Source organism: Mycobacterium xenopi (assembly GCF_009936235.1).
Lineage (GTDB): Bacteria > Actinomycetota > Actinomycetes > Mycobacteriales > Mycobacteriaceae > Mycobacterium > Mycobacterium xenopi.
In genome coordinates, this window is the sequence record NZ_AP022314.1 from 2,593,849 (window position 1) to 2,620,395 (window position 26,547).

At 66.8% G+C, this 26,547-nt stretch carries 24 protein-coding genes and 2 pseudogenes; 15 read left to right on the forward strand and 11 right to left on the reverse strand.

Going from position 1 to position 26,547, the window contains the following annotated elements; all coding sequences use genetic code 11:
* Positions 1-153: 153 nt before the first annotated feature.
* Entirely contained in the window at positions 154-339 is a 186-nt protein-coding gene (locus tag MYXE_RS12145) for a (2Fe-2S)-binding protein (RefSeq protein WP_039890758.1), read from the forward strand.
* 10 nt (positions 340-349) lie between these two features.
* On the opposite strand, the gene MYXE_RS12150 is transcribed toward MYXE_RS12145, so the two are convergent.
* From MYXE_RS12150 to MYXE_RS12165, 4 genes are read right to left on the reverse strand one after another with little or no spacing between them, the layout of a single operon-like run.
* A complete protein-coding gene (locus tag MYXE_RS12150) occupies positions 350-1,108 on the reverse strand; it encodes an enoyl-CoA hydratase/isomerase family protein (RefSeq protein WP_003921865.1) in 759 nt (252 codons plus the stop codon).
* Positions 1,109-1,119: 11 nt separating this feature from the next.
* Positions 1,120-1,815 (reverse strand): EthD domain-containing protein, encoded by a 696-nt coding sequence (locus tag MYXE_RS12155; protein WP_085196188.1) that lies wholly within the window; start codon positions 1,813-1,815, stop codon positions 1,120-1,122.
* A gap of 9 nt (positions 1,816-1,824) precedes the next feature.
* The gene (locus MYXE_RS12160; RefSeq protein WP_085196190.1) at positions 1,825-2,472 is read right to left on the reverse strand and encodes a PaaI family thioesterase; all 648 of its coding nucleotides are present in this window, start codon (positions 2,470-2,472) and stop codon (positions 1,825-1,827) included.
* A 49-nt stretch (positions 2,473-2,521) separates the two neighbouring features.
* Positions 2,522-3,457, reverse strand: a complete 936-nt coding sequence (locus tag MYXE_RS12165) for a hydrogen peroxide-inducible genes activator (protein ID WP_085196192.1) — start codon at positions 3,455-3,457, stop codon at positions 2,522-2,524.
* Between the two features lie 109 nt (positions 3,458-3,566).
* On the opposite strand from MYXE_RS12165, the gene MYXE_RS12170 reads away from it, so the two are divergent.
* From MYXE_RS12170 to MYXE_RS12180, 3 genes are read left to right on the forward strand one after another with little or no spacing between them, the layout of a single operon-like run.
* Complete coding sequence (locus MYXE_RS12170; protein WP_003921859.1) at positions 3,567-4,154, forward strand: peroxiredoxin; 588 nt, start codon at positions 3,567-3,569, stop codon at positions 4,152-4,154.
* Between the two features lie 49 nt (positions 4,155-4,203).
* A complete protein-coding gene (locus MYXE_RS12175; protein WP_003921858.1) occupies positions 4,204-4,740 on the forward strand; it encodes an alkyl hydroperoxide reductase in 537 nt (178 codons plus the stop codon).
* A gap of 22 nt (positions 4,741-4,762) precedes the next feature.
* Complete coding sequence (locus tag MYXE_RS12180) at positions 4,763-6,016, forward strand: alpha-amylase family glycosyl hydrolase (RefSeq protein ID WP_085196194.1); 1,254 nt, start codon at positions 4,763-4,765, stop codon at positions 6,014-6,016.
* On the opposite strand, the gene MYXE_RS12185 is transcribed toward MYXE_RS12180, so the two are convergent.
* Positions 6,009-6,440 carry a DUF1810 domain-containing protein gene (locus MYXE_RS12185; RefSeq protein ID WP_003921856.1) on the reverse strand — a complete coding sequence of 144 codons (432 nt, stop codon included), beginning with the start codon at positions 6,438-6,440 and terminating at the stop codon, positions 6,009-6,011. The two genes, MYXE_RS12180 and MYXE_RS12185, sit on opposite strands and share 8 nt — an antisense overlap.
* On the opposite strand from MYXE_RS12185, the gene MYXE_RS12190 reads away from it, so the two are divergent.
* Both MYXE_RS12190 and MYXE_RS12195 read left to right on the forward strand, forming a co-directional pair.
* Positions 6,439-7,686, forward strand: a complete 1,248-nt coding sequence (locus MYXE_RS12190) for an alpha-hydroxy acid oxidase (protein WP_085196196.1) — start codon at positions 6,439-6,441, stop codon at positions 7,684-7,686. The genes MYXE_RS12185 and MYXE_RS12190 overlap by 2 nt on opposite strands.
* Before the next feature lie 102 nt (positions 7,687-7,788).
* Positions 7,789-8,079: a CDGP domain-containing protein gene (locus MYXE_RS12195; protein ID WP_085196198.1), complete on the forward strand. Its 291-nt coding sequence runs from the start codon at positions 7,789-7,791 to the stop codon at positions 8,077-8,079.
* Positions 8,080-8,116: 37 nt separating this feature from the next.
* Here MYXE_RS12195 and MYXE_RS12200 read toward each other — a convergent pair whose 3' ends face one another.
* Positions 8,117-8,773 carry a hypothetical protein gene (locus MYXE_RS12200; RefSeq protein ID WP_197904865.1) on the reverse strand — a complete coding sequence of 219 codons (657 nt, stop codon included), beginning with the start codon at positions 8,771-8,773 and terminating at the stop codon, positions 8,117-8,119.
* Between the two features lie 227 nt (positions 8,774-9,000).
* Between MYXE_RS12200 and MYXE_RS12205 the strand changes: the two genes are divergently transcribed.
* Positions 9,001-9,561: a CGNR zinc finger domain-containing protein gene (locus tag MYXE_RS12205; protein ID WP_161552090.1), complete on the forward strand. Its 561-nt coding sequence runs from the start codon at positions 9,001-9,003 to the stop codon at positions 9,559-9,561.
* Positions 9,562-9,567: 6 nt separating this feature from the next.
* Here MYXE_RS12205 and fdhD read toward each other — a convergent pair whose 3' ends face one another.
* Together fdhD and MYXE_RS12215 are read right to left on the reverse strand one after the other, a co-directional pair.
* Positions 9,568-10,398 carry a formate dehydrogenase accessory sulfurtransferase FdhD gene (gene fdhD, locus MYXE_RS12210; RefSeq protein ID WP_003921848.1) on the reverse strand — a complete coding sequence of 277 codons (831 nt, stop codon included), beginning with the start codon at positions 10,396-10,398 and terminating at the stop codon, positions 9,568-9,570.
* Positions 10,386-12,710: an FdhF/YdeP family oxidoreductase gene (locus tag MYXE_RS12215; protein WP_085196204.1), complete on the reverse strand. Its 2,325-nt coding sequence runs from the start codon at positions 12,708-12,710 to the stop codon at positions 10,386-10,388. The genes fdhD and MYXE_RS12215 overlap by 13 nt, the downstream gene beginning before the upstream one ends.
* An 87-nt stretch (positions 12,711-12,797) precedes the next feature.
* On the opposite strand from MYXE_RS12215, the pseudogene lon reads away from it, so the two are divergent.
* The 6 genes and pseudogenes from lon to MYXE_RS12245 all read left to right on the forward strand — a co-directional run bounded on the left by lon (position 12,798) and on the right by MYXE_RS12245 (position 18,533).
* Positions 12,798-15,121 (forward strand): annotated as a pseudogene (lon, locus tag MYXE_RS12220) (endopeptidase La).
* Between the two features lie 16 nt (positions 15,122-15,137).
* A complete protein-coding gene (locus MYXE_RS12225) occupies positions 15,138-15,527 on the forward strand; it encodes a nitroreductase family deazaflavin-dependent oxidoreductase (protein WP_003921842.1) in 390 nt (129 codons plus the stop codon).
* Between the two features lie 7 nt (positions 15,528-15,534).
* Positions 15,535-15,867, forward strand: coding sequence for a TfoX/Sxy family protein (locus tag MYXE_RS12230; protein ID WP_003921841.1), 333 nt, complete (start codon positions 15,535-15,537; stop codon positions 15,865-15,867).
* A 43-nt stretch (positions 15,868-15,910) separates the two neighbouring features.
* Positions 15,911-16,546 carry an HhH-GDP family DNA glycosylase gene (locus MYXE_RS12235; RefSeq protein WP_003921840.1) on the forward strand — a complete coding sequence of 212 codons (636 nt, stop codon included), beginning with the start codon at positions 15,911-15,913 and terminating at the stop codon, positions 16,544-16,546.
* 7 nt (positions 16,547-16,553) lie between these two features.
* On the forward strand, positions 16,554-17,279 hold the full coding sequence (locus tag MYXE_RS12240; protein WP_085196206.1) for a DUF72 domain-containing protein: 726 nt from the start codon (positions 16,554-16,556) through the stop codon (positions 17,277-17,279).
* 24 nt (positions 17,280-17,303) lie between these two features.
* Entirely contained in the window at positions 17,304-18,533 is a 1,230-nt protein-coding gene (locus tag MYXE_RS12245; protein WP_085196208.1) for an NAD(P)/FAD-dependent oxidoreductase, read from the forward strand.
* A gap of 7 nt (positions 18,534-18,540) precedes the next feature.
* On the opposite strand, the gene MYXE_RS12250 is transcribed toward MYXE_RS12245, so the two are convergent.
* Both MYXE_RS12250 and MYXE_RS12255 read right to left on the reverse strand, forming a co-directional pair.
* Complete coding sequence (locus MYXE_RS12250; protein WP_085196210.1) at positions 18,541-20,658, reverse strand: NAD-dependent epimerase/dehydratase family protein; 2,118 nt, start codon at positions 20,656-20,658, stop codon at positions 18,541-18,543.
* Positions 20,659-20,755: 97 nt separating this feature from the next.
* A pseudogene (locus MYXE_RS12255) lies at positions 20,756-22,230 on the reverse strand (acetyl-CoA acetyltransferase).
* 103 nt (positions 22,231-22,333) lie between these two features.
* On the opposite strand from MYXE_RS12255, the gene MYXE_RS12260 reads away from it, so the two are divergent.
* Positions 22,334-24,715, forward strand: coding sequence for a phosphoketolase family protein (locus tag MYXE_RS12260; protein ID WP_085196214.1), 2,382 nt, complete (start codon positions 22,334-22,336; stop codon positions 24,713-24,715).
* Positions 24,716-24,725: 10 nt separating this feature from the next.
* A complete protein-coding gene (locus MYXE_RS12265) occupies positions 24,726-25,490 on the forward strand; it encodes a CPBP family intramembrane glutamic endopeptidase (RefSeq protein ID WP_003921830.1) in 765 nt (254 codons plus the stop codon).
* Positions 25,491-25,497: 7 nt separating this feature from the next.
* Here the strand turns inward: MYXE_RS12265 and MYXE_RS12270 are convergent, their stop codons facing one another.
* Positions 25,498-26,526 (reverse strand): zinc-binding alcohol dehydrogenase family protein, encoded by a 1,029-nt coding sequence (locus MYXE_RS12270; protein ID WP_085196216.1) that lies wholly within the window; start codon positions 26,524-26,526, stop codon positions 25,498-25,500.
* Positions 26,527-26,547 lie beyond the last annotated feature (21 nt).

The window sequence follows — 26,547 nt, forward strand, 5'->3', positions numbered from 1 at the left end:
TGCGTCAACTCGCGGAGGAGCCCGGCGGGCGGATTCGTTGACCTGACTTAGGTTAGACTGCACTAACCCACTTAGGTTAGACTCCACTAATATGGGCATCGGCAGTCCGGCGGCGGCGCCGACACGGCAAGTGATCGGCAGCGAGGTGTGCTGATGTACGTGTGCCTGTGTGTGGGAGCGACCAGCCAGACCGTGTCCGACGCCGTAGCTCGAGGCGCATCGACGTCCAAAGAGGTGGCTGCGGCATGCGGTGCGGGCGCCGACTGCGGGCGTTGCCGCCACACCGTGCGTGCCATCATCGCCGCGGCACGACAACTCGACACCAGCGGCGCACGCTAGCAACCCCCGTTTAGGTGCCGTGCCTGCCGGTGAATCTCGCTAGCGCGTCGGCGTTGGCCTGGCCGCCCATCAGCTCGGCGAAGTGAGCGTTCTCCCGTGCGCTGGCAGCCGCGATTTCCGGGCGGATCGGCTCGACGATGGTGTGCTTGACCGCCATCAGGCTCGCGATCGGGCGGGAGGCCAGGATTTCAGCGTGTCGGCGGGCGTCGGCCAGCAGGTCCGCGGGCTCGCAGACCTTCCAGACCAGCCCCATGCGCAACGCCTCTTCGGCGTCGACCCATTCAGAGGACATCAGCAGCCAGGCGGCGTTTTGCCGGCCCACCAGTCGTGGCAGCAAATAGGACGACGCCGCTTCGGGCGCCACCCCCAGGCTGGTGAACGGGCACTTCAGTCGCGCGGTCGACGACATGAACGCCAGGTCGGCGTAGCCGAGGATCGTGGTGCCGATCCCTACCCCGACCCCGTTGACGGCGCAGATCAGCGGCTTGGGAAACGCGGTGAGCGCGTCGATGAGCCCGGTGAAGCCGTATTTGCCGGGGGTGAAATCCGGATCAGTCACCCGGGCCTGCATCTCACCGAGGTCGGTGCCGGCGCTGAAGGCCCGCCCAGCGCCGGTGAGCAGCACCACCGCGACCTCGGGATCCTCGGCCGCGGCCAACAGCGCCTCCGTGGTGGCGTCGTAGAGGGCCTCGTTGAACGCGTTGAGCGCCTCGGGCCGGTTCAGGGTGAGGGTGCGCACCCTGCTCTGGTCGTCAATATGCAGTATCACGGCCGAACTCCTTACCGGAACGGTGTTTTCAGCACGTAGCGGCTGGTGGGGACGGTGTCGATGTTCTCATTGGCACCGAAAGCCGTTGTGCTGGAAAGCATCCGGCTGAGCCGGTGCTGCAGATCGTCGTCGTCGGTGGCGCCGAAGAACGCCTTCAGGTCAGTGATCGCCTCCGCCGGGAACAACTCTTCGACGATGCCGGCGATGGCCGGCGCATCCGGGGTGAGCACGCGCACCACCCAGTTCTGGGTATAGCCGAATGTGGCCTGGGTTTCGATCGCCACCGGCGTGTGATCACGCTGCCAGCGGGCCAGCCATGTCTCTTCGTCCATGTCGGCCGGTCGGCGCAGAAGCGCCATGTTAGCTAAACCGTTTGTGCGCCTGCCGATTTCGAGAGGAGCTGGCAACGGGACCGATTCGGTGACCAAGTATGCGCCCAGTTGGTCGCACTCTGCCCGCAACAGGTTCAGCGCGGCCGACACCTGGTCCGCGTAGCACTGTTGGGTCCACATGCTGACCACGGCGGCCACCGGAGGATCGAGGGTCGTCAGCGTCATCACCGAATCACGCACCGCGCTGTCGCGAACGTTGACGGTGAGCCCGGCAACGCCGAGCCGGATGATGGCGTCGGCAACAGGACCTCGCTGGCGCGCGCACCAGTCGTCGTCGCACTCAGCCGCCCTCAGCACGGCGATCACCTTCTCCATGGCCGAAACCTACCGATCCGCCTGCTCGTCTGGCTGTTCGCGCAGCCACCTGGGCAAGATGAACACACCCTCGGCTTCGACCGTCACCCCCTCGTCGTCGGCGAGATGACCCGCCGCGAACGTCTTGGACCCCGTGACGCGGGAGGTCCACGCCTCGGCGCGCAGTCGGCCCAGTCGGGTTGCCCGCACATACCGAAGGCTGATGGTTCCGGTGAAACGGGGATTCACGCCGTCACTGGCAGCTTCCCCGAGCAGGTGGTCCAGAACCAGGGCGGCAACTCCCCCGTGGACGTGGCCCGGCGGGCCCTCGTAGGCCGCGCCCAGGTGAAAGTCACACCACACCTTGCCGGACGGGTCGCGGTTGACCAGCAGCGGCGGGGCGAGCGGATTGCAGATGCCGATGACGGCGTTGCCCCATGCCATCCGCTCGCCGCTGGCCAGGTAGCGGACACCGAACGTGCCGTCAAGTTGCTTTTCGCGCAGCCGCGCGGTCGCCGAGTCGATCTCGGCCTTGGCGGCCGCGACGGCGTCGGCGTCGGCCCGGGTCCGTACGGTGGCGTCGACCAGCTCGCGGACCGAGCGGGCCAGCGGCTCGTAGACGGCTCGTAGGCGTTCGACGTCCTCGGCGCTGATGTTCTCCCGGGTGAAGTCCAGCATGATGCAAACTAGAACACGTTCCTGCCCGGCGTCGACGGGCGGGTGCCGGCTAGCGGACCAGACGGACGTCTTGGTCGCTACTGACCAGCTCACCGATCATGGCGGCCAGCCGCCGGTAGGGCGCGTCGCGGCCGCTTGAGGACCGAAACACCAGCCCGATCCGCCGACCGGGCCGCGGTGACGCGAACTGCGCGAGGCCCAGTCGGCTGCGCGCCGCCTCGACGGGCACCGCGCTCTGCGGGATCAACGTCACGCCGAGCCCGCCCGTCACGCATTGCACTGCCGTCGCCAGCGACGCCGCCCTGGTATTAGCCACCTCGGCCCGGATGCCCGCCTTGTGGCACACGTCCAGCGCCTGATCGCGCAGGCAGTGGCCCTCGTCGAGCAACAGCAGCGGCAGGTGCGCCAGCGCCGTCGGCGGCACCCGCCGCTTGCCGGACAGCGGATGCCCCGGGGGCAGCGCGAGCACGAAGTCCTCGTCGTAGATAGGGACCGCGGTCAGGCCGCTGGTTTCCGCGGGCAATGCGATCAACGCGGCGTCCAGGGCACCCTCCCGCAGCGCCGCCAGCAGTCGCTCGGTCTGGTCCTCGACCACCCGCAACGTCAGCGCCGGCAGCCGCTCGGCGAGCCCGGCCAGCACGGTCGGCAGTACGTAGGGCGCCACCGTGGGGATCAGCCCCAGCCGCAGGCTGCCCTGTAGCGGGTCGGACGCCCCGGCCGCGGCCGCGGTGAACGCGTCGACAGCCTCGAGCACGGCCCGGGCGTGCGGCAGCAGCTGCCTGCCCTCCGGCGTCAAGAACACGCGCCGAGTCGACCGCTCGATCAACCGGACGCCAAGCCCGCTTTCCAGACCGGCCAGCGCCTGCGACAACGTCGACTGACTCACCCCGAGAGCGCTTGCGGCGCTGCCGAAATGCTGTTTCTCGGCCACCGCCGCGAACGCCCGGAGTCCAGCGAGGGTCGGCTGATAACTCTTATCGGCCATATCGATAAGTATAGTGGCATATATCACCTTTAATTCAAAGTGGAGTTACGGCAGCATGGTGGTGAGACAAAAGGTTCTGCCTGTTCGTGATCGTGATCGAAGGAGTGACATGGCCCTGTTGACCATTGGCGACCAGTTCCCCGCCTACCGGCTCACCGCGCTGATCGGTGGTGATCTGTCGAAGGTCGACGCCAAGCAGCCCGGCGACTACTTCACCACCATCTCCAGCGACGACTATCCGGGCAAGTGGCGGGTGATTTTCTTCTGGCCCAAGGACTTTACGTTCGTGTGCCCGACAGAGATCGCGACGTTCGGCAAGCTCAACGACGAGTTCGAGGATCGCGACGCGAAGGTGTTGGGAGTCTCGGTCGACAGCGAATTCGTGCACTTCCACTGGCGGGTCCAGCACGAGGACCTCAAGACGCTGCCGTTCCCGATGCTTTCCGACATCAAGCGCGAGCTGGTGACCGCCACCGGCGCGCTCAACGACGAGGGTGTCGCCGACCGGGTGACATTCATCGTCGACCCGAACAACGAAATCCAATTCGTGTCGGTGACCGCGGGTTCGGTGGGCCGCAATGTTGACGAGGTGCTGCGCGTGCTCGATGCGCTGCAGTCCGACGAGCTGTGCGCGTGCAACTGGCGCAAGGGTGACCCGACCATCGACGCCGCCGAAGAGCTCAGGAAGTCGGCATGATGAGCCGCGTTGGCGACGATGCAGAGCGAACCATGAGGAGGAGCGGCGCATGAGCATCGAGAACCTCAAGTCCGCGCTGCCCGAATACGCCAAGGACCTCAAGCTCAACCTGGGTTCGATCACCCGCACCACGGCGCTCAACGAAGAGCAGCTGTGGGGCACCCTGTTAGCCAGCGCGGCAGCGACCCGAAACACCCAGGTGCTCGCCGAGATTGGCGCAGAAGCCGCCGACTACCTGTCCGCCGAGGCTTATCAGGCGGCACTGGGCGCCGCGGCCATCATGGGTATGAACAACGTGTTCTACCGCGCCCGCGGCTTTCTGGGTGGCCAGTACGACGACCTGCGCCCCGGCCTTCGGATGAACATCATCGCCAATCCCGGTGTCGACAAAGCCAACTTCGAGCTGTGGTCGTTCGCGGTGTCGTCGATCAACGGCTGCCCGGATTGCGTCAACGCGCACGAACGCACGCTGCGCGACGCAGGTGTGGGCCGGGAGACAATCTACGAGGCGTTGAAGGTCGCCGCGATAGTCGCCGGCGTGGCGCAAGCGACCACCACCGCGCAGGCGTTGGCCGCCGCCAGCTGACAAAGTTTGACAAGGTAATCCGGTGAGCGCGCCGGTGTGGGTCGAGCATGTGATCTGGTGGCAGGTCTATCCGCTCGGCTTCGTCGGCGCCTTTCCCGCACAGCGGCCACCGGAGTCCGGCGAGCATCGCTTGCGGCGCATCGCCGCGTGGTTTGACCACGTGATCGCCTTGGGCGCATCGGGTATTGCGTTGGGGCCGATCTTCGCCTCGCGCACCCACGGCTACGACACCACCGATCACTATCGCATCGACCCTCGGCTTGGCGACGACGCTGATTTCGACCACTTGGTCGCCGAAGCGCACCGGCGCGGCCTGCGTGTGCTGCTCGACGGAGTGTTCAACCACGTCGGCGTGGACTTTGCCCGTCGTAACGAGGCGTGGTTGCGCGACTACCCCTTCGAAGGCCACGCCGACCTTATCACGCTCAACCACGACAATCCCGAGGTCGCCGACTACACCGTCGACGTCATGCGGTATTGGCTTCGGCGCGGCGCTGACGGGTGGCGCTTGGACGCGGCTTATGCTGTCCCGCAGCGATTTTGGGCTAACGTGTTACCGCGAGTGCGTGAGTCGCATCCCGGCGCGTGGTTCGTGGGTGAGCTCATTCACGGCGACTATCCCGCGGTGGTCGCAGAGGCCGCGTTCGATTCGGTCACCCAGTACGAGTTGTGGAAGGCGATCTGGAGCAGCCTCAACGACCGCAATTTCTACGAGCTGGACTGGGCGTTGCAACGGCACAACACGTTTCTCGGTAGCTTTGCGCCGCTGACGTTTGTCGGCAATCACGACGTCACCCGTATCGCCAGCCGACTCGATCATCCTGGCCATGTGGCCCTTGCCGTGGTGATCCTGATGACCGTCGGCGGGATTCCCAGCGTGTATGCCGGTGACGAGTTCGGTTATCAGGGTGTCAAGGAGCAGCGGTTCGGCGGCGACGACGCGGTGCGCCCGGAGTTCGGTCCTCCCCCGCTGCCGGTGGACGAGCGCGGGGCGCAACTGTGGACGCTGCACCAGTACCTCATCGGGCTGCGGCGACGTTACCCGTGGCTGCATGCCGCGTCGACAACGGCGCTGCGGCTCGACAACCGGCAGTACGTGTACCGGGCCTTCCGCGGCGACGAGGCGCTGATCGTGGCTCTCAACGTCGACGACGCGCCGCTGCACACGAGCGTCCCCCGAGCGCAGGTGATCGCCGGGTCGAACGCGCCGCCCAGGGAAATCGTCGACACCGTGGTGGTGGAACCGCACGGCTGGCGCATCCTGCGGCCTACCTGAGCCGCTTGAGCGTCAGCGGGTCTTCCTCGCCGCCGTAGTACTTGTCGAGCAGCGCGACGAAATCCCGGTTGTCGTCGGTAGCACGGCCGAACAGCGTCATCGACGAGCGCACCTTGAGGTCATCGGGAGAGCCGAAGATGTCGTGGATCGAGCGGCCCTGGATCGCGTTGACCAGCCGGGCACACTCGTGCAGCCGCGGCCCGAGGATGTGGTGGGCAAGGTAGGCCCGGGCCTCCTCCAGCGAGGAGATTGCATAGCGCGCGGCCATCGGGCTGCTGCCCAGCCCGGCCAGCTGCGGAAAGATGAACCAGATCCAGTGGCTGCGTTTGCGGCCGGCGCGCAGCTCCTCGACTACGGTGTGGTAGACGCCGGCCTGCGCGTCCACGAAACGCTGCAGATCGAAGGGGTCAGGTGCGGATCTCATGTCACCACGGTTGCACAGACGCCTGCCCGCAGTGCGCGACCTCGCGCCGCTAATCCGGGTCCGCGGACCTCGACTCGACCGCACTCAGCGCCGGCTCGATGCCGCACTGACTATCGACGACCTGCGACGTCTGGCTAGGCGACGCACTCCGCAAGCGGCGTTCGACTACGCCGATGGTGCCGCTGACGACGAGATCTCTTTAGATCGTGCGCGACAAGCCTTCCGTGACATCGAGTTTCATCCGGCGATCCTGCGCGACGTCAGTACCGTTCGTACCGGCTGGGACGTCCTCGGGGCGCCGGTGGCGTTGCCGTTCGCGATCGCGCCGACCGGCTTCACCCGGTTGATGCACGCCGCTGGCGAAATGGCGGGCGCCCGGGCAGCGGCCGCCGCGGGGATCCCGTTTTCGCTGTCCACGCTGGCAACCGCTTCGATCGAAGACGTGGCGACATGGATTCCGCACGGCCGCAAATGGTTTCAGCTCTACATGTGGCGAGACCGCGACCGGTCGATGGCTTTGGTGCGGAGAGCCGCCGAAGCCGGATTCGACACGCTGTTGGTCACCGTCGACGTGCCGGTCGCCGGCGCGCGGCTGCGCGATACCCGCAACGGGATGACGATCCCGCCGTCGTTGACGCTTCGCACCGTGCTCGACGCTTGCGTCCGCCCGCGCTGGTGGTTCGACCTCTTGACCACGGAGCCACTGGCATTCGCATCCCTGGACCACTGGCCGGGCACCGTCGCCGAATACCTCGACACCATGTTCGATCCCAGTGTCACATTCGACGATCTGGCGTGGGTCAAAACCCAATGGCCCGGCACCCTCGTGGTGAAGGGAATCCAGACTCTCGACGACGCCCGCGCCGTGGTGGAGATCGGCGTCGACGGTATCGTGTTGTCCAATCATGGTGGGCGCCAGCTGGATCGGGCCCCGGTGCCGTTTCATCTGCTGCCCTCGGTGGCTCGCGAGTTCGGCGGTGACACCGTGATCCTGCTGGACACCGGCATCATGTCGGGCGCCGATATCGTCGCCGCGATTGCCCTTGGCGCACGCTGCACGCTGATCGGGCGCGCCTACCTGTACGGGTTGATGGCCGGCGGCGAAGCCGGTGTGCGACGCGCGATCGAAATCCTGACGGGACAGTTGACCCGTACGATGCGGCTGCTGGGTGTCACGTGCCTGGAGGAGCTGTCACCCAAGCATGTGACCCAATTGCGCCGCCTGGTGCCGTTATCAACAGCGTGACGTCGGTGGTGGGGTAACGTCGTGGGTTGCTGACCGAGCCGTCGCCGGTGGGTGTCGCGGCACGTTTGCCGCAGCGCCCAGTGGCGAAGACGGGAGACAGCCATGAAGGGCTGCATCATCGCAGGAGCGGCTGCGCTGCTGATGGCCGCGTCACTGGTCGTCTCAGCGCCGTCGGCGCGCGCTGGCTGCCTGTACGGCGGCCCCGTTCTCGGCAAGTGCGATGGACCCGTCCAGCCTGACGGCTCCTGGCAACGTTGCGTGGTGGTCACCCGCTTGGTCCCCAGCGGTCTTAGTTCCTATCTGGTACCCGACAGGCACTGCGAATTGATGGGTCCTGACCAGCACCCTTGGGATCCTGCCTTCGCCTACCCACCGGCGCACATCGACGACTGAGCCGAACCGTTTGGGCCAGCGCGAGCACAGTCCGCCTCTACACCGGCACCCCGACGAGTTCCACCGCACTGTCGGTGGCCGCCGGCCGGATGTCGCCGGCGTCGTCCAGGCCGGCCAAATCACGCCATGCGCGGATCGCGTGACGGGTGAGCTCGACGATGCGGCTTGCCATGGCGCCGCCGGTGGCGAGCGCGTGGGCGCGCAATGCGTGAGCGGTCACCTCTTCGACAGTCACCCTGAGATGGGTGTCGACCAGCACGGTCGACTCGGATGCGGCTCGGACGGCATAGAGTCCGGCGGCGTTGAGGGTCGGGGATATCGCGCGGGCGCCGCGGTCAGCGGCCTCCCATTCGGCAAGAGCCGGCTTGTGGCCCGAAGCCGCGGCGCGGTGCAACCCGGCAATGTCGAGGATCGCTTTGACCGCAGTGATTTTCGCGAATCGAACCACACCCCACGTCGGATTGCTGAGCAGTTCTGCCAACCAGGCGTGGATCACGGTGTCGGGCACATCGGCGGTTCCCACGGTCTGCCAGGCCAATTCGAGAGCCAGCATGCTGTTCGTGGGTGACAGGTAGCCATCGGGCCCGGCCAGCAGGTCGTTACAGGCTTGAACGAGGACGGCGAGCGGTCGGGCCGAGCACGTTGGGAAGTCGGTGATCTCTGTTTCGCCGTTGACGTAGGAGATCACGTTCATCGCACAACCCTTGCCCGATCCCGGCCGATGAGATCCTTTCGCCAACCTCAACGGGTGGGTGATGCGGTCGAGGTCCATTTTGGGCAGCCCCTTTCCTGTCTAGTGCTTTAGACGGCCGAGCCGCTCATTGCGTTCACATCGGGCCGCCAATGTGTGTAACCGGTCTATATGGTTACAGCTTATGGTTACAGCTTGCGGCTCGCCGTGAAACCTGTCAAGGTGGTTACATGACGTTTGTGTTCGTCAGCGGTCGCCCTTGCCTGGACTTCGCCGGCACCCTGAAATCGCGGCACGGTCCAGCGCCTCAGGAACTGTTGTCGCGGCCTGCGCTGCTGTCAGATTGGGCACGCCAGGCGAGGTTGCTCGACACCGTGATCGAGGTCACTGACGACGATCTCGCGGCCGCGTTGGCATTGCGTGAGGCCATCTACCACACGGTTACGGCGCGGCTCGAGCGCCGCCGGCCCAAACCCGCCGACGTCGACCTGCTCAACGAGCATGCGTCCCAACGCCCGCTTACCCTGCGCTTGCAGCGAACCGGATCGGTCCGCCGCGAGGGCACCGCGCCGCAACTGCTGGCCACCCTGGCCGCGGATGTCCTCGACCTGCTCGCAGGTGCCGATATCGACAACGTCAAACGGTGCGCCCACCCGGGCTGCACTCGTCTGTACGTAGATGCGTCACGGGCCAAAACCCGGCATTGGTGCGGGATGAGCACCTGCGGTAACCGCGCGAAGGTGGAGGCTTTCCGCGCGCGTCAGCGCGCGGCGGGCCGGGCGTCGACGTGACGGTGGTTACCTGGGGCCAGGAGTCGGCTGGATCCGGTCGGCGCGGGTGTAGACGTTCATCGAGTCGCCGCGCAAAAACGCCACCAGGGTCAGCCCCGATTGGCTGGCCAGGTCGACCGCCAGCGACGAGGGCGCGGAGACAGCCGCCAGCACGGGAATACCGGCCATCACCGCCTTCTGGCACAATTCGAACGATGCGCGGCCGCTGACCAGCAGCACCGTGGCAGTCAGCGGTATGCGGTTGTGCTCCAGTGCCCAACCGATCACCTTGTCCACGGCGTTGTGCCGGCCGACGTCCTCGCGTACCGTCAGCAGCGCGCCGTCCACGGTGAACAGAGCCGCCGCATGCAGTCCGCCAGTGCTGGCGAATACCGCCTGCTCCTCGCGCAGCCGAATAGGCATGGCCGACAACGTTTCCGCCGCGATGGTCGACGGGTCATCGCCCGGACAGTAGCGGCTGGTCAGCTGGACCGCCTCCAGCGATGCCTTGCCGCACACACCGCACGAGGAGGTGGTGTAGAAGTTACGGGCATCGGGTATCGCAATGCCGGGCGAAAGCGACACGTCGAGCACGTTGTAGGTGTTGGCGCCATCCGGGCCGTTGCCACGACAATACCGCGCCCCGACCACGTCGTCACGGTGTGCGATGATCCCCTCGGTCAACAAAAAACCTTGCGCCAGTTCGATATCCGACCCCGGTGTGCGCATCGTGACGGCGATGGGGGCGCCGTTCAACCGGAGCTCCAACGGCTCCTCCACGACTAGGGTCTCAGACCGGTCCGTCGCGCCGCCGGTCCAGACATGCTGCGCGCGCCGCCGGGCCGTCACCCTGCCCATTGAGCGGGCTCCAACCGGACGACGATCGCCTTGGACACCGGCGTATTCGACTTGGCGGCAACATGGTCCAGCGCTACCAGCGAATTGGTCTCGGGATAGTACGCGGCAGCGTTGCCCACCGGTGTCGGATAACCGATCACCATGAAATCCTTCGCCCGGCGCTCCTGCACCCGACCATCAGCACCGGTGAACTCCGAAATCAGGTCGACACGGTCACCCTCGCGCAGACCGAAGGCCGCTAAGTCGGCCGGGTTGACGAATACCACCCGGCGACCACCCTTGACCCCGCGGTAGCGGTCATCCAGGCCGTAGATCGTGGTGTTGTACTGGTCGTGGCTGCGCAGCGTCTGCAGCACCAGCCGGCCGGGCGGCACCGGAACCCACTGTAGCGGGTTCACAACGAAGTTGGCTTTGCCTGTGCTGGTGGGGAATTCGCGTGCGTCGCGCGGTGGGTGCGGAAGCTGGAAACCGTCGGGCTGGCGCACTCTGGCGTTGTAGTCCTCGCAGCCGGGCACCACGTCGGCGATCGCATCGCGGATGGTGTCGTAGTCGGCGTTGAACATCTCCCACGGCACCGGGTGCTGCGGCCCGAGCAGCGTGCGCGCCAGCTGGCAGACGATGGCGACCTCGCTGCGCACTTGGTCGCTGGGCGGGTGCAGGCTGCCCCGCGACAGGTGCACCATCGACATTGAATCTTCGACGGAGACTTGCTGTTTGACCCCATTTTGGACGTCGCGGTCGGTACGGCCCAGCGACGGCAGTATCAGCGCCGTCGCGCCGTGCACGATATGGCTGCGGTTCAGCTTCGTCGAAACCTGCACGGTCAGTGAACAATTCCGCAGAGCCGACGCGGTGGCGGCGGTGTCCGGTGTGGCCAACGCGAAATTGCCGCCCATGCCCATGAACACCTTGGCCTTGCCGTCGCGCATGGCGCGGATGGCGTTGACGGTGTCCAGGCCGTGCTCACGCGGGCTGACGATCCCGAAGCGCCGGTCCAAGGCGGCCAGGAACGACTCGGGCATCTGCTCCCAGATGCCCATCGTCCGGTCGCCCTGGACGTTGGAATGTCCACGGACGGGGCACAATCCGGCACCGGGCTTGCCGATCATGCCTCGCATCAGGAGTACGTTGCTGATCTCGGCGATCGTGGGCACCGCGTGACGGTGCTGGGTGAGCCCCATCGCCCAGCACACCACCGTGCGTTGCGACGCGGCCAGCATCGCGGCGACCCTGTGCAGCTGCTGCCGGTCGACGCCGGTCGCCTCCACCACGGTGTCGAGGTCGACTGCGCGGGTGTTCGCTTCGTAGGCTTCGAAATTCGCGCAATGCGCTGCGATGAAGTCCCGGTCGACGACGGTGCCTGGCGCGTGGTCGTCGGCTTCCAGCAGCAGTCTGCCCAGACCGGCGAATAGCGCCATATCGCCGCCGAGGCGGATTTGCACGAATTCGTCGGCGATCGGGACACCGTGTCCCAGCAGCCCGTGGACCTTCTGGGGATCCTTGAACCGGATCAGGCCCGCTTCGGGCAACGGGTTGACCGCGACGATGCGGGCGCCGTTGCTCTTGGCCTTCTCCAACACCGACAGCATGCGCGGATGGTTGGTGCCGGGGTTTTGGCCGGCGATGACGATCAGGTCGGCGTTGACGACGTCTGCGACGCTTACCGAGCCCTTGCCGATCCCGATTGTTTCGCTCAACGCCGCGCCGGAGGACTCGTGGCACATGTTCGAGCAGTCCGGCAGGTTGTTGGTGCCAAAGCTGCGCGCCATCAGCTGGTAGAGGAAAGCGGCTTCGTTGCTGGTGCGTCCCGAGGTGTAGAACACAGCCTGGTTGGGGTCGTCGAGGGCGCGCAGCTCGTCGGCGATCAACTGGTAGGCCGCCGCCCAGCTGATCGGACGGTAGTGATCGTCGCCCGGGCGCAACACCATCGGATGAGTCAGCCGGCCTTGCTGCGACAGCCAGTACTCTGGCCGTGCCTCGAGGTCAGCGATCGAATGCCGAGCGAAGAACTCGGGCGTCACGACGCGCTTGGTGGCCTCTTCGGCGACGGCCTTGGCGCCGTTCTCACAGAACTCCGCGATTTTGCGGCCGCCGGGTTCTTCGGGCCAGGCGCAGCCCGGGCAGTCGAAGCCGTTGCGCTGGTTCAACCGCAGCAGTGACGCCGCGGTGCGCAGCGGGCCCATCGAGGCCAGTCCGCGCTGCATCGCCACCAGCACCGCCTTGAGGCCGGCGGCTTCGCGTTCCGGTCCTGTTGTGGCCAGCGCGTGCTCGTCGTAGCTCACGTCGATATCTGCGTGCCGACGTGCTGTCACGTGTGCCTCCTTGCTTATCCCACCAGTATGGGGAACAAACCGGCGCCGATCAGAATTGAGCGCATCAGGCTTAACTTTGGAGGTTTGATGGCTGTAGCCAAATCAGTCCCGGTTCTGTTCGTCAGCGACCCGGTCGTCTTGCCGGGAATGGTCGTGCCGATCGCGCTTGACGACACTGCGCGGGCGGCGGTCGATGCGGCCCGCGCCAGCGCGTCGGGCAAGCTGCTGATCGCGCCCCGGCTGGAGGACCGCTACCCGTCCTACGGGGTGTTGGCGTCGATTCTGCAGGTAGGACGGGTCGCCGGAGGGGGTACGGCGGCAATCGTGCGCGGCGAGCGCCGTGCGCACATCGGCGCTGGGACCACCGGAGCAGGTTCGGCGCTGTGGGTCGAGGTGCGCGAGGTTGTCGAGCCCGATCCCACCGACGAGACCCGTGAGTTGGCAGCCGAATACAAGAAACTGCTGTTGGCGATGCTGCAGCGCCGCGAGGCGTGGGAGCTGGTCGACATGGTCAACCGGCTGACCGATCCGTCGGCGCTGGCGGACATGGCCGGCTACGCGTCATATCTAGGCGGCATCCAGAAGCGGCAGCTGCTGGAGACCGAAGACGTCGCCGAGCGGCTGCGGGTGCTGATCAAGTGGACCGGCGACCACCTGGCCGAGGTCGAGGTCAACGACAAGATCGCCGAAGATGTCCGCGCCGGAATGGAAAAGCAGCAGAAGGAGTTTTTGCTGCGCCAGCAGCTGGCGGCGATCCGCAAGGAGTTGGGCGAAGAGGGCGCCGCCGGGAGTTCGGCCGACTACCGGGCCCGCGTCGAAGCCGCCGACCTTCCGGAGCAAGTGCGCGAGGCCGCACTGCGGGAGGTCGGCAAGCTGGAGCGCGCCAGCGAGCAAAGCCCGGAAGGCGGCTGGATCCGCACCTGGCTGGATACCGTGCTCGACCTGCCCTGGAACGTGCGCACCGAGGATTCGACCGACCTGAAGGCGGCACGCGAGATTCTGGACGCCGATCACCATGGCTTGGAGGACGTCAAGGACCGCATCGTCGAATACCTGGCGGTGCGGGCCCGGCGGGCCCAGCGCGGATTGCAGGTCGTCGGCGGGCGCGGCTCGGGTGCGGTGATGGTGCTGGCCGGGCCGCCCGGTGTTGGCAAGACGTCGCTGGGCGAAAGCGTCGCCCGGGCGCTGGGCCGCAAGTTCGTGCGGGTCGCCCTCGGCGGTGTGCGCGACGAGGCCGAGATCCGTGGGCACCGGCGCACGTATGTCGGCGCGCTGCCGGGCCGCATCGTGCGCGCCATCGGCGAGGCCGGGTCGATGAATCCCGTTGTGCTGCTGGACGAGATCGACAAGGTCGGCTCCGACTTCCGCGGCGACCCGGCGGCGGCGCTGCTCGAGGTGCTCGACCCCGCGCAAAACCACACGTTCCGCGATCACTACCTGGACCTGGATCTGGACCTGTCCGACGTGGTGTTCCTGGCGACCGCCAACGTCGTCGAAAACATCCCGTCGGCGCTGCTGGACCGCATGGAGCTGGTGGCCATCGACGGCTACACCGCCGACGACAAGTTGGCCATTGCCCGCGACTTCTTGTTGCCGCGGCAACGCGAGCGAGCGGGCCTGACCGCCGACGAGGTAACGGTGACCGAGGCGGCGCTGCGCAAGATCTCCGCCGACTACACCCGCGAGCCCGGTGTGCGGCAGTTCGACCGGCTGCTGGCCAAGGCACTGCGCAAGGTGACCACGCGGCTGGCCGGGGGCGCCGAGGCGCCGGTCGTCATCGACGAACCGGACCTGGTCGGGTATTTGGGCCGTCCGCGGTTCACCCCGAGTCGGCCGAGCGCACGGCTGTGCCGGGTGTGGCGACCGGCCTGGCGGTCACCGGATTAGGCGGCGACGTGCTCTACATCGAGGCCAGCGCCAACGACGGCGAACCCGGACTGCAGCTCACCGGTCAGCTCGGCGACGTGATGAAGGAGTCGGCGCAGATCGCGCTGTCCTACGTGCGCTCACACGCCGCCGAACTGGGCGTCGACCCCAGGGCGCTGGACCGGCGCATCCACGTGCACGTGCCCGCGGGCGCGGTGCCCAAGGACGGGCCGTCGGCGGGTGTGACGATGGTGACCGCGCTGGTGTCGATGGCCACCGGGCGACAGGTCCGTGCCGACGTCGGGATGACCGGCGAGGTGACGCTCAATGGCCGGGTGTTGCCGATCGGCGGCGTCAAGCAGAAGCTGCTCGCCGCCCAGCGGGCCGGGTTGTCAACGGTGTTCATCCCGGCACGTAACGAGGCGGACCTCGACGATGTCCCCGCCGAAGTGCTTGGGGCGCTGGACGTCAAGCCGATCGCCGACGTCGCCGAGGTCGTCGCGCAAGCACTGGAACCGGCGCACGCCACGGTTACAGCGGCCTGAGCTACGCTCGCCAACCATGGCGGCTTTTCCCAGGCTCAAGCGGCGAGTCGTCCGCGGTGTCCAGCGGCTCGTCGTCAACCCGGTCGGCCGGCGGCTGCCGGTGACCATGCTGGAGACAACAGGGCGCAAGTCGGGCCAGCCGCGACGCACCGCGGTCGGCGGTCGGCTGGTCGGCGACCAGTTCTGGATGGTCTCCGAACACGGCGAGCACTCCGACTACGTCCGCAATATCAAGGCCAATCCGGCGGTGCGGGTGCGCATCCATGGCCGGTGGCGCAGCGGCACCGCCCATCTGCTGCCCGACGACGACCCCGTCACGCGGCTGCGCAGCCTGCCGCGGCTCAACAGCGCTGCCGTGCGCGCGGTGGGCACCGAGCTGCTAACCATCCGGATCGACCTGGATTAGAGCGGCGATGGCCTACGACACGGAATTGGTTGAGCGCCTCCGCGAGGTGCTTGCCGGCGAACACGGTGTCGAAGAAAAGCGGATGTTCGGTGGCGTGGCGTTTCTGATTGCCGGGCGCATGACCGTCGCCGCCAGCGGTCAGGGCGGCCTGCTGGTGCGAGTGCCGCCGGAAGATACCGACAAATTGCTGGCCCGCGCGCATGTTAGCCCGATGGTGATGGGCGGCCGAGATACGCGCGGCTGGCTGCGGGTGGACGCCGACGGGGTGAAAACCAAACGCCAGTTGCAGGGTTGGGTGAGGCGCAGTGTGCAGCGGGTGCGGGCGTTACCGCCGAAGTGACCAGCGCGGTTCGTGAGCAGCTGCTGCGGGTACGCGGTGCGTTATGAACGCCGGTAAACAACTGGTGCGACGGCTGCTGAAGGTGGCCGGCACCACGTATGCCGCCGAGGCCGGGGTTCGGCTGGCCGACAAGCCGATGCCGCTGTTTCAACTGCTGGTGCTGTGCATGCTGGCCAGCAAGCCGATCGACGCGACGATCGCGATGCGCGCCGGGCGGGAGCTGTTCACGGAGGGTCTCCGCACGCCGAAAGCCGTCCTGGCGGCGGATCGGCAGACGATGATCAGCGCGTTCGGCCGCGCCCACTATGTGCGCTACGACGAAAGCTCGGCCTCCCGGCTTACCGACATCGCCGAACGAGTCCGCGACGAATATTTTGGGGATCTGCGCGAACTCGCCCGCCGCAGTGACCATGATGTGGCGGCGGCTGCCCGGCTGCTGACCAAGTTCAACGGAATCGGGCCCACCGGTGCTGACATCTTCCTGCGCGAGGTCCAAGACGTGTGGACTTGGGCTCGACCGTATTTCGACAAGCGCGCCACCGGCGGCGCCGAGAAGCTCGGATTGCCCAGCGATGCGAACAAATTGGGTTCGTTGGCGCCCCGTGAGAATGCGCGGCTGGCCGCCGCCTTGGTGCGCGTGTCGCTGGACGACGACCTGCGCCGGCAGGTAACTGGTTGACCCGACGGTGACGGTGCGGATTGGCACGTCGGGGTGGTCGTACGACCACTGGGCCGGCGTGCTCTACCCGCCGGGCCTGCCGCCGGCGCGCCGGCTTGCCCGCTACGTCGAGGTCTTCGACACCGTCGAGCTCAACGCGAGTTTCTATCGCTGGCCGAAAGATTCGACCTTCGCCAGCTGGCGTGACCACCTGCCGGACGGGTTCACGATGTCCGTCAAGGCCCATCGTGGGCTGACGCACTACCGCCGGCTGACCGCACCTGAGCCCTGGATCGAGCGGTTCGAGCGCTGCTGGCGGGCTCTCGGCGATCGGCACGGGGTCCTGCTGGTGCAACTGCATCCCGAGCAGCGCCGCGACGACGAGCGGCTGGATTCCTTCCTGGCGAAGATGCCGGCTTGGATCCGGGTTGCCGTCGAGCTGCGACACCCCTCGTGGAACGACCCCGGGGTGTACGCGTTGCTGGAAAACCGGAACGCCGCCTACGTGGTGATGAGCGGCGCCGGGTTGGCGTGCATCCCGCGGGCCACCACCGATTTGGTGTACGTCCGGATGCACGGACCCGACCCCGAATCGATGTATGCCGGCTCCTACCCGGCCAAGGAGCTGCGGCGGTGGGCGACGCTGATCGGCGATTGGGACGCCGAGGGCAAAGACGTGTGGATGTATTTCAACAACGACCCGCACGGCCACGCCGTGCGCAATGCACTGTTTCTGCGGGGACTGTTGAGCTGAGGCATACCGAGTAGGCTGTGCGTTATGGCCGAGTCGAGCACTATTGTCGTTGTCGGTGGCGGGCTTGCCGGTGCGAAAGCAGCAGAGGCATTGCGCGACAAGGGTTTCGACGGTCAGATCGTCCTGTTCGGTGAAGAACGCCATCTTCCGTACGAGCGCCCGCCGCTGTCGAAGGAGTTCCTGGCCGGCAAGAAGACGCTGAGCGACTTCACTGTGCATGATTCCGACTGGTACCGCGACCATGGCGTCGACCTGCGGCTCGGTGTGCGGGTGTCGTCGGTGGATCCGGCCCACCACACCGTCGGGCTGTCGGATGACACCACCATCGGCTACGACAAGCTGCTGCTGGCCACCGGGTCACGTTCGCGGCGCCTCCCGATACCGGGATCCGACGCTGGCGGTGTGTACTATCTGCGGACATTCGACGACGGCTCGGCCCTGGATTCTGTTCTGTCCGAGGGGACTTCGTTGGCGGTTGTTGGCGCCGGCTGGATTGGCCTGGAGGTGGCCGCCAGCGCTCGTCAGCGCGGCGTCAACGTCACCGTGGTCGAGACCGCCAAACAACCGCTGATGGCCGCGCTCGGCGAAGAAGTCGGCGAAGTATTCGCGGCGTTGCACCGCGACCACGGCGTGGATCTTCGGTTGCAGGCGCAGGTGGACGAGATTTCCACCACCGACGGTGTGGCCACCGGGCTGCTTCTGCGCGACGGGTCGACGGTCAGCGCCGACGCCGTGCTGGTGGCCGTTGGCGCGCAACCCAACGTCGAGCTGGCCGAGCAGGCCGGATTGTCGACGGGTGACGGCGGGGTGCTGGTGGACGCATCGCTGCGCACCAGTGACCCCGACATTTACGCAGTCGGCGACATCGCCGCCGCCGAGCATCCGCTGTTCGGCACCCGGATCCGCACCGAGCACTGGGCCAATGCGCTCAAACAACCAGCGGTGGCGGCGGCCGGCATGCTGGGCGAGGCGACTGAATACGCCGAGCTGCCGTACTTTTTCACCGACCAGTACGACCTGGGCATGGAGTATGTCGGCCACGCGCCCGACTATGAGCGGGTGGTTTTCCGCGGCGATGTGGCCGGCCGCGAATTTGTCGCCTTCTGGCTCGACGACAGCGGGCGGGTGCTGGCCGGGATGAACGTCAACATCTGGGATGTGCTCGACGACGTCAAGGCTCTGGTCCGGTCCCGGACCCCCGTCGAGGCGGCGAAGCTGACCGAGCCGAACGCGCCACTGGGTGACCTGGTTTGACCGCCGCTCAGCCGGATGTCGCGGGGTCTAGCGGAGTCCAGGCGTGATCGATGATCGGCGGCAGGCGGATCGCCTGTAGGCGTTCCCGCTCGGCCCGCCGGCGTTTGATCCGCAACCGAGCGTCGGCCGGCATGGTGAGCAACTCGTCGCAAGTCAGGTAGTACACGTCGTCGACCGCGTCGACGAATTCCGCCGAAACCCGCCGAGAACCGAGCTCTCGCAACACCATCCGCAATTCGTGGGTGAACCGCATGGTGGCGTCATACGCCAGCTCGCGGGAGGCGCGGGCATTGGCCGCCATCCGCTCGGATAGCGTGGCCGCCTCCGGTGACGCCGGCTCGGCGGGTTGTCGTGCCGCAGCATCGGCGGCGGCGACCAGCAGGGCAGCTGGGTCGTCGCCGAACACGCGGCTGGCCAGTTCGACCTCCCCAGGCCCCCGGTGTCCGATCCGGGCCAGAGCCTCTTCGAAAGCCCGTGCCACATAGGAGGACAGCGTGCGGATGCCGCCGAGGTCGTCGTCTGCGGCCAGGATACGCAGTCGCTCATCGCGCCGTCGCAGCAGCGACGCTAACGCGCCAATCTCGGTTGCCACTTGTTGGCTTTCCAACAGCGCGTCGACCCCGGACACCGCAATATGCGCCCGGGTGTGCTCCAGTGTCGCGGCGGTAATCCCGGCGTCGATCACCCACAACGCGATAAGCCCCCAGCCTTGCTGAATTCGGTTGCGCAGCAAGCTAGCTCGTGTCTCCAGCTCGGCGTCTGACATTGCGGCCAAACGCTCGGCATCGACGTGTTCGACAGGGGCAGCCGCGTGGTAGATGCGGGTGTCGCTTTTCAGGTGCCGCAATATGGCCACCGCACGGGCACCGACCATCGCTTTGGCGGCCGAACCCAACACCCCTCCCGCCAGCGGCGGACGTCCCAGCGGAAACAGGTTCAGCGACGAGGCATCCGCGCCCAGCGTCCGCTCGACGAGGGTGTGTTCGTCCCAACCGGGCAGCTGAGCGGCGGCCAGCACACCCACCGACACCCCGACATAGGGGCGATGCCCAAACACCGCGACGGCCCGGCTCGCCCACTCACCGTCGGCGACGCTGCCCAACATCATCACCTCGGCCATGACCCGACAGGCCGCGCGAAGCCCGGCCAGCTGGACGTCCAGGGTCATGGGTGTCAGCGGACCCGGCAGCGCCTGGCCCAGCCCGGTGGCACTAAAGACAGGGAACCGCGGATCGATCCGATCGTCGAACTCGCCCTCCAGCCCGTCGGGCGCCGCGCATTGCAATGAGGTGCCATCGGACGGCTCGAATCGCGGCACGGGCTCCAGCGGCAACGGCCGATGTCCGGGTAAGTCGACAGCGCCGGCGGGCGCCGGCTTGCGCCCGGTGAGCCCACGCGCGGTGTCGGCCACCGCCTCGGTGGCGCGCCAGCCAAACTCGAACATCCAATCCTCTTGCAGCGCAGAGATATCTAACTCTGGCGTTAACTGTGTCCAGCAGTGCCGCCGAGGAAGGCGGGCAGCCAACGGCAACAGCCGCCGGGCCGTGAGCACGTGGGTGGTGTCGAACGTTGCGAGGTCAACCGAGCCGCCGCGATTGGTAGCCGCCGCCCGGACGAGGAAGCGGATCAGGTCGTCGACATGCAACAAGCGCACCGGCTGCGACGACGGCTTGGCGCGCAGCAACGTGGCCACCGTGCGGCACACCATCCAGTCCAGCTGGCGGCCCACGGGCGGGGCGATCCGGATGATCAGGCTGGGCGTCCATGCGCTGGACACCAGCGTTTCCGCCTGACGGTACAGCTCGGGGTCGCCGCAGGCCGGGGACACGAACAACAGGCGTGCACCCGCTCGCGCGGCGGCGTCGGTAACATGCACGACGCCCTGGATGCCGGTACCGGCGGGTGCGCTGGTGTCGACCGGGGCCAGATGGACGAGCGTGTCGGCGTCGTCGGCCAGCTCCTGCAGCACGGGGTCGTCGAGCGGCGCCTGCACAAAGTCCACGGCGGGATCCAAGTAGTCGTGTGGGTATTCCGCGATGCCGCTGACGGCATTTCCCGCGGCCACCAGCTGCCGTGCCAGCAACCTGCCGATAACACCGGTGATCCCGGTGACCAGGATCCGCATGCGCGTCACCTCCCCCGGTGTCTATCTCGACAATAGGCACGCCGCTCGGCTTCGCGTGACGCTTTTGACACACACGTCAGCAAGACTGCAGTGGCCGCTACCGCAGCGCCGCGGTGCCATCGATGTGCACGGCCACCTTGGCCCCGGCGATGTCTTCCCGCACCGTCGCTTCGGCCGCCTCCGGGTCGGCGATGACGGCCAGGGTGCGTGACTCGTCCGGTGTGCGCACCGCCAGGAAGACCTTTTCGGGCTGGCCCTCGCGGTCAAACGGCGTGGTCCACGATTCGACGGTCCCCACGCCTTCCCATTCGACCACTGCCCGCCGCGTAGGTTCCTGGTCGATCACCGGTTGCACGTCTTCCCAACGGAATTCGGTATTCGGTGGGTCGGTTCCGTACACACCAAAACTATGCTTGGTTAGGTAGCCGCCGTTGGCGGTGATCAGCCCACGGCGTCCCGGGTTGGCGACCAGCAGTTCGGCCATGGTGGCGATGGAGTGGGTGACGTAGTTGCTCCACGGGCCGCCGGCGAATGTCAGCCCGCCGGTCACGGTCAACGGCCGGGCCGGGTCGTCCACCGGCAGTCCCAGTTCGGCCGCCGCGATCTGCACCGCGGACGGAAAGCAGGAATACAGATCGACATAGTCGATGTCGTCGACGCCGATGCCGGCCAGTTCGAGCGCACGCGCGCCGGCGAGTCGGATGGCCGGTGAGCGGTGCAGTTCGGCCCGCTCGGAGATCGCGTAGGTGTCGTGGGCGTCGGTGCCTGCATACGGGTAGACCCAGCGCTCGACCGGGATTTTCAGCCTGGTCGCCGCCTCGGCGGAAGCCAATACGAGGGCAGCTGACTGGTCGACCATATTGTTGGAGTTCATCAGTTTGGTGTAGGGCCAACTGATCATCCGGTTTTCCGGGCTGGAACGCCAAATATCTTCGGCAGCAATGGGTTTGCGAATCCAGGCATGTGGATTGTTCACTGCGACGGCATTGAACCGCGCCCACAGCTCACCGATGCGTCTGCGGTGGGCCGGCATCGGTTCGCCGTTGCTGATCCGCAGCGCCTGCTCGAACAGCGGATACACATACGCCGGCCGGTCCAGCTTGATGCGCTCTTCGGCCCGCCCGGCCATCGGCACATGGTCGTCAGCGCCTTGGGGAATGGGAACCGACTCGTCTTGCTGGGTCCAGACAAGTTTGCGGCCCGCGGCTTTCAGTTGTGTCCGGGTGCGCCAGGTTTCGGCGCCCGCGATGAGTACCACGTCGGCGCGGCCGTGCCGGATGTCGAGGCAGGCCTGGTTGACCAGGGACTGCGGCACGTTGCCGCCCACACCGCTGTAGCGGGTGGCGGCTTGTCGGCGCCAATACGGTGAGCGAGCAGCAGCCCGGGGTCGCGGTATCGCGCCGACAGCAGATTCACCACGCGGATGGAGTCGACGGCCTCGAGGACCCGCGGCTCGGCAGCTTCGCGCGCAGCCGCGGCCATCAAGTCGACGGGTTCGACGTCGGTGTGCTCTTCGCGGTGATTGACCTGGCCGTAGCCGACCAACACCGGTGTTCGTGGATTGACGGGCACGCGGCCAGCCTAGAGCCGATCGCAAGCGCGGCGAAGCCGGGCGCAGCGGGTCGGCGACCAACCAGCGTGCGGCATCCGCCGACTATCGGGGACAATCGGGCGGATGAGCCTCGACACCTCGACGCGGGTGGTTCTTTCCGACGACGAAGTTGCCCTGATCGACGCCTACTGGCGTGCCGCCAACTACCTGTCCGTCGGGCAGATCTACCTCCTGGACAACCCGCTGCTGGCCGAACCGCTGGCACCCGAGCACATCAAGCCCCGGCTGCTCGGACACTGGGGCACCACCCCGGGACTGAACCTGATCTATGCGCACCTGAATCGGATCATCCGCAACCGCGACGCGAATGTCATCTACGTCACCGGCCCGGGTCACGGCGGGCCCGGTCTGGTCGCCAATGCCTATTTGGAGGGCACCTACAGCGAGGTGTACACCGGCATCGAGCAGAACGCCGAAGGGCTGCGAAAGCTGTTCCGCCAGTTCTCATTTCCAGGTGGCATCCCCAGCCACGTGGCCGCGCAGACGCCTGGCTCGATTCACGAGGGCGGTGAGTTGGGTTACGCGCTGGTACACGCCTACGGCGCGGCATTCGACAACCCTGACTTGGTGGTGGCCTGCGTGGTCGGAGACGGCGAGGCCGAAACCGGGCCGCTGGCTGCCAGCTGGCATTCGAACAAGTTCCTCAACCCCGTTTGCGACGGCGCGGTGTTGCCGATTCTGCATCTCAACGGCTACAAGATCGCCAACCCGACCGTGCTGGCCCGCCTGCCGCACACTGAGCTGGAGTCGCTGCTGCGCGGCTACGGCTATCGGCCCATCACGGTCGCCGGGGACGAGCCGGCCAACGTCCACCAACAACTGGCAGCCGCGCTCGACGAGGCGTTCGACGCGATCGCGGATATCCAGCGCCGGGCACGCCGCGGTGACAGCGCCGCGAGGCCGGTGTGGCCGATGATCGTGTTACGCACCCCGAAGGGGTGGACCGGGCCCAAGTCGGTTGACGGCGAGCAGGTCGAGGGCACCTGGCGCTCGCATCAGGTTCCGCTCGCCGAGACACATGACAATCCCGCGCATCGCGCCCAGCTTGAAGAATGGCTGCGCAGCTACCGGCCGCAAGAGCTGTTCGATACCAACGGCACACTCCGTGCCGAGCTACGGGCACTGGCGCCGAACGGTAATCGGCGGATGAGCGCCAACCCGCACGCCAACGGCGGGCTGCTGTTGCGCGACCTGGACTTGCCCGACTTCCGCGACTACGCGGTGGATGTCAGCCGGCCAGCCACGCTGACCCACGAGGCCACCAAGGTGCTGGGCACGTTCCTGCGCGACGTGATCGCCCGCAACCGCGACCGGTTCCGGTTGATGGGGCCCGACGAGACGGCCTCCAACCGGTTGTCGGCCGTCTACGAGACCACCGACAAGGTGTGGCTCTCGGAGATCCTGCCCGTAGACGAACACCTCCGCGCCGACGGCCGCGTCATGGAGGTGCTGTCGGAGCATCTGTGCCAGGGTTGGTTGGAAGGCTATCTGCTGACCGGCCGGCACGGGCTGTTCAACTGCTACGAGGCGTTCGTGCACATCGTCGACTCGATGTTCAACCAGCACGCCAAGTGGCTGTCCACCAGCCGTGAGCTGCCGTGGCGGGCTCCGATCGCGTCGCTGAACTACCTTTTGACCTCCCACGTGTGGCGCCAGGACCACAACGGAGCGTCGCACCAAGACCCGGGATTCATCGACCTGGTCGCCAACAAGCGGCCCGAGGTGGTGCGGGTCTATTTGCCGCCGGACGCCAACACGCTGCTGTCGGTGGCCGACCACTGCCTGCGCAGTCGCGATTATGTCAACGTGATCGTCGCCGGCAAGCAGCCCGCGCTGGCCTATCTCGACATGGACTCCGCTATCGTGCATTGCACTCGGGGCCTTGGCATTTGGCAGTGGGCCAGCACCGCGACGGGGGAGCCGGACGTGGTGTTGGCCTGCGCCGGCGACATCCCGACGCTGGAGACCCTGGCCGCTGCCGAGATTTTGCGCCGCGAACTGCCCGAGTTGGCGGTGCGGGTGATCAACGTGGTCGACATTATGCGCCTGCAGCCCCAGCCTGAGCACCCACATGGCTTGCCGGACAAGGAATTTGACGCATTGTTCACCCGCGACAAGCCGGTCATCTTCGCCTACCACGGCTACTCGTGGCTGATCCATCGGCTCACCTATCGCCGCACCAATCACGCGCACCTGCACGTACGCGGCTACAAGGAGCGCGGCACCACCACGACACCATTCGACATGGTGATGCTCAACGACTTGGACCGCTTCCATTTGGTGATGGACGTCATCGACCGCGTCGACGGGCTGGGCACCCGCGCCGCGGTGCTGCGTCAGCGCATGGCCGACGCCCGGTTGGCTGCGCGCCGCTACACCCGCGAGCACGGCGAGGATGACCCGCAGATTGCTGGCTGGACGTGGGGGTCGGGCGAGCGTGAGTAACCTTCAACAGATGAACAGCGCTGACCATGTGGTGAGCCAACCACACCCGGTCGTGGTGCAACTCTCGACGCTGCACCGGTTTCGGGCCTACGTCGACGTCGCCGTCGTCGTGGTTGTCTTGGCCCTGACCAACCTGATCGCGCATTTCACGACAAGCTGGGCGAGTGTGGCTACCGTCCCGGCCGCGGCCGCAGGACTGGTGATCCTGTTGCGGGCCAACGGCTTGGGCTGGTCCGAGCTCGGGCTGGGCCGCGAGCACTGGAAGTCCGGGGTGGGTTATGCGCTGGCGGCGGTGAGTGTCGTGGTGTCGGTCATCGCGGCGGGTGCGTTGCTGCCGGTGACTCGGCCGATGTTTATGAACAACCACTACGCGACGATTTCCGGCGCGCTGACCGCGTCGATGATCATCATCCCGCTGCAAACCGTCATACCCGAGGAGCTGGCTTTCCGTGGTGTGCTGCAGGGTGCACTCAACCGGGCCTGGGGTTTTCGCGGTGTCGCCGTGGGGGGTTCGTTGCTGTTCGGGTTCTGGCATATTGCAACGTCGTTGGGGCTGACGCGCAGCAACGTCGGGTTCAGCCGCGTGTTCGGTGCCGGGTTTGGTGGCATGCTGGCGGGGGTGACGGTGGCGGTCGTCGCGACCGCGGCAGCGGGGTTCGTGTTCAGCTGGCTGCGTCGGCGCAGCGGCAGCTTGATCGCGCCGATCGCCCTGCACTGGTCGTGCAATGGATTGGGAGCCTTAGCCGCCGCCCTCGTCTGGCAGCTATCCACCTAAGGCGGGCCTACACCAGCAGCACTGCGGCCCCGGCGATGCGGCCGGCGCTGAGATCCGACAATGCTCGATCAGCTTGTGCTAGCGGGTATTCCGGCGTCGTCACCGCGATGTGATGCTGCCCCGCGAAATCCAGAAACGCGCGCGCGTCGGCGCGGGTATTGGAGGTGACCGAACGGATCTGGCGTTCCTGGAATAGGTGGCGCTGGTAGTTGAGTGGTGGGATATCGCTGAGGTGGATCCCGGCGATCGCCAACGTGCCACCACGATCCAGGGCCTGCAGGGCCGGCAGCACCAAATCGCCGACCGGAGCGAACAGGATGGCCGCATCCAGTGGCACTGGCGGCGGGTCGCCGGCGTCTTGCGCCGATGCGGCGCCGAGTTCCAGCGCCAGTTCCCGGGCGCGCACGCCCCGTGTCATCACATGGACTTCGGCGCCTTGTGCCAGCGCGACCTGAGCGGTGATGTGTGCGCTGCCGCCGAATCCGTAGAGCCCGAGGCGGCCACCGGACGGCAGTTCGGCGCGCAACAATGCGCGATACCCGATGATGCCTGCGCACAACAGCGGAGCAAGTTCGGTGTCGCTGTAGCCGCTGGGCAACTGATGGGCGTAAGCCGCTGGGACAGTGGCGAATTCAGCATAACCACCGTCGGCGTCCCAACCGGTGTAGCGCGACTCCGGGCACAAGTTTTCGTTGCCCCGGCGACAGTATTTGCATACCCCGCAGGTGTGACGCAGCCACGCGATGCCGACCCGATCTCCTACCGCGAACGTGTCTTTGGCGTCCGGCCCCACCTCGACAACCTCCCCCACCACCTCGTGGCCCGGCGTCACATGTTTGCGGTGCACGGGCAGATCACCCTCTGCCACGTGCAGGTCGGTGCGACACACCCCGCACGCACGCACGGCCACCAACAATTCGGCCGGCCCAGGCCGCGGCACCTCGGTGGTAACACGCTCCAGCGGGCCCGTTTCCATCGGCCCGGGTCGACGGACCCGCCACGCGCTCATCGTCGTTGTGGTCGGCCCTGATGCCATTACTCCATGATGCCGCGGCCT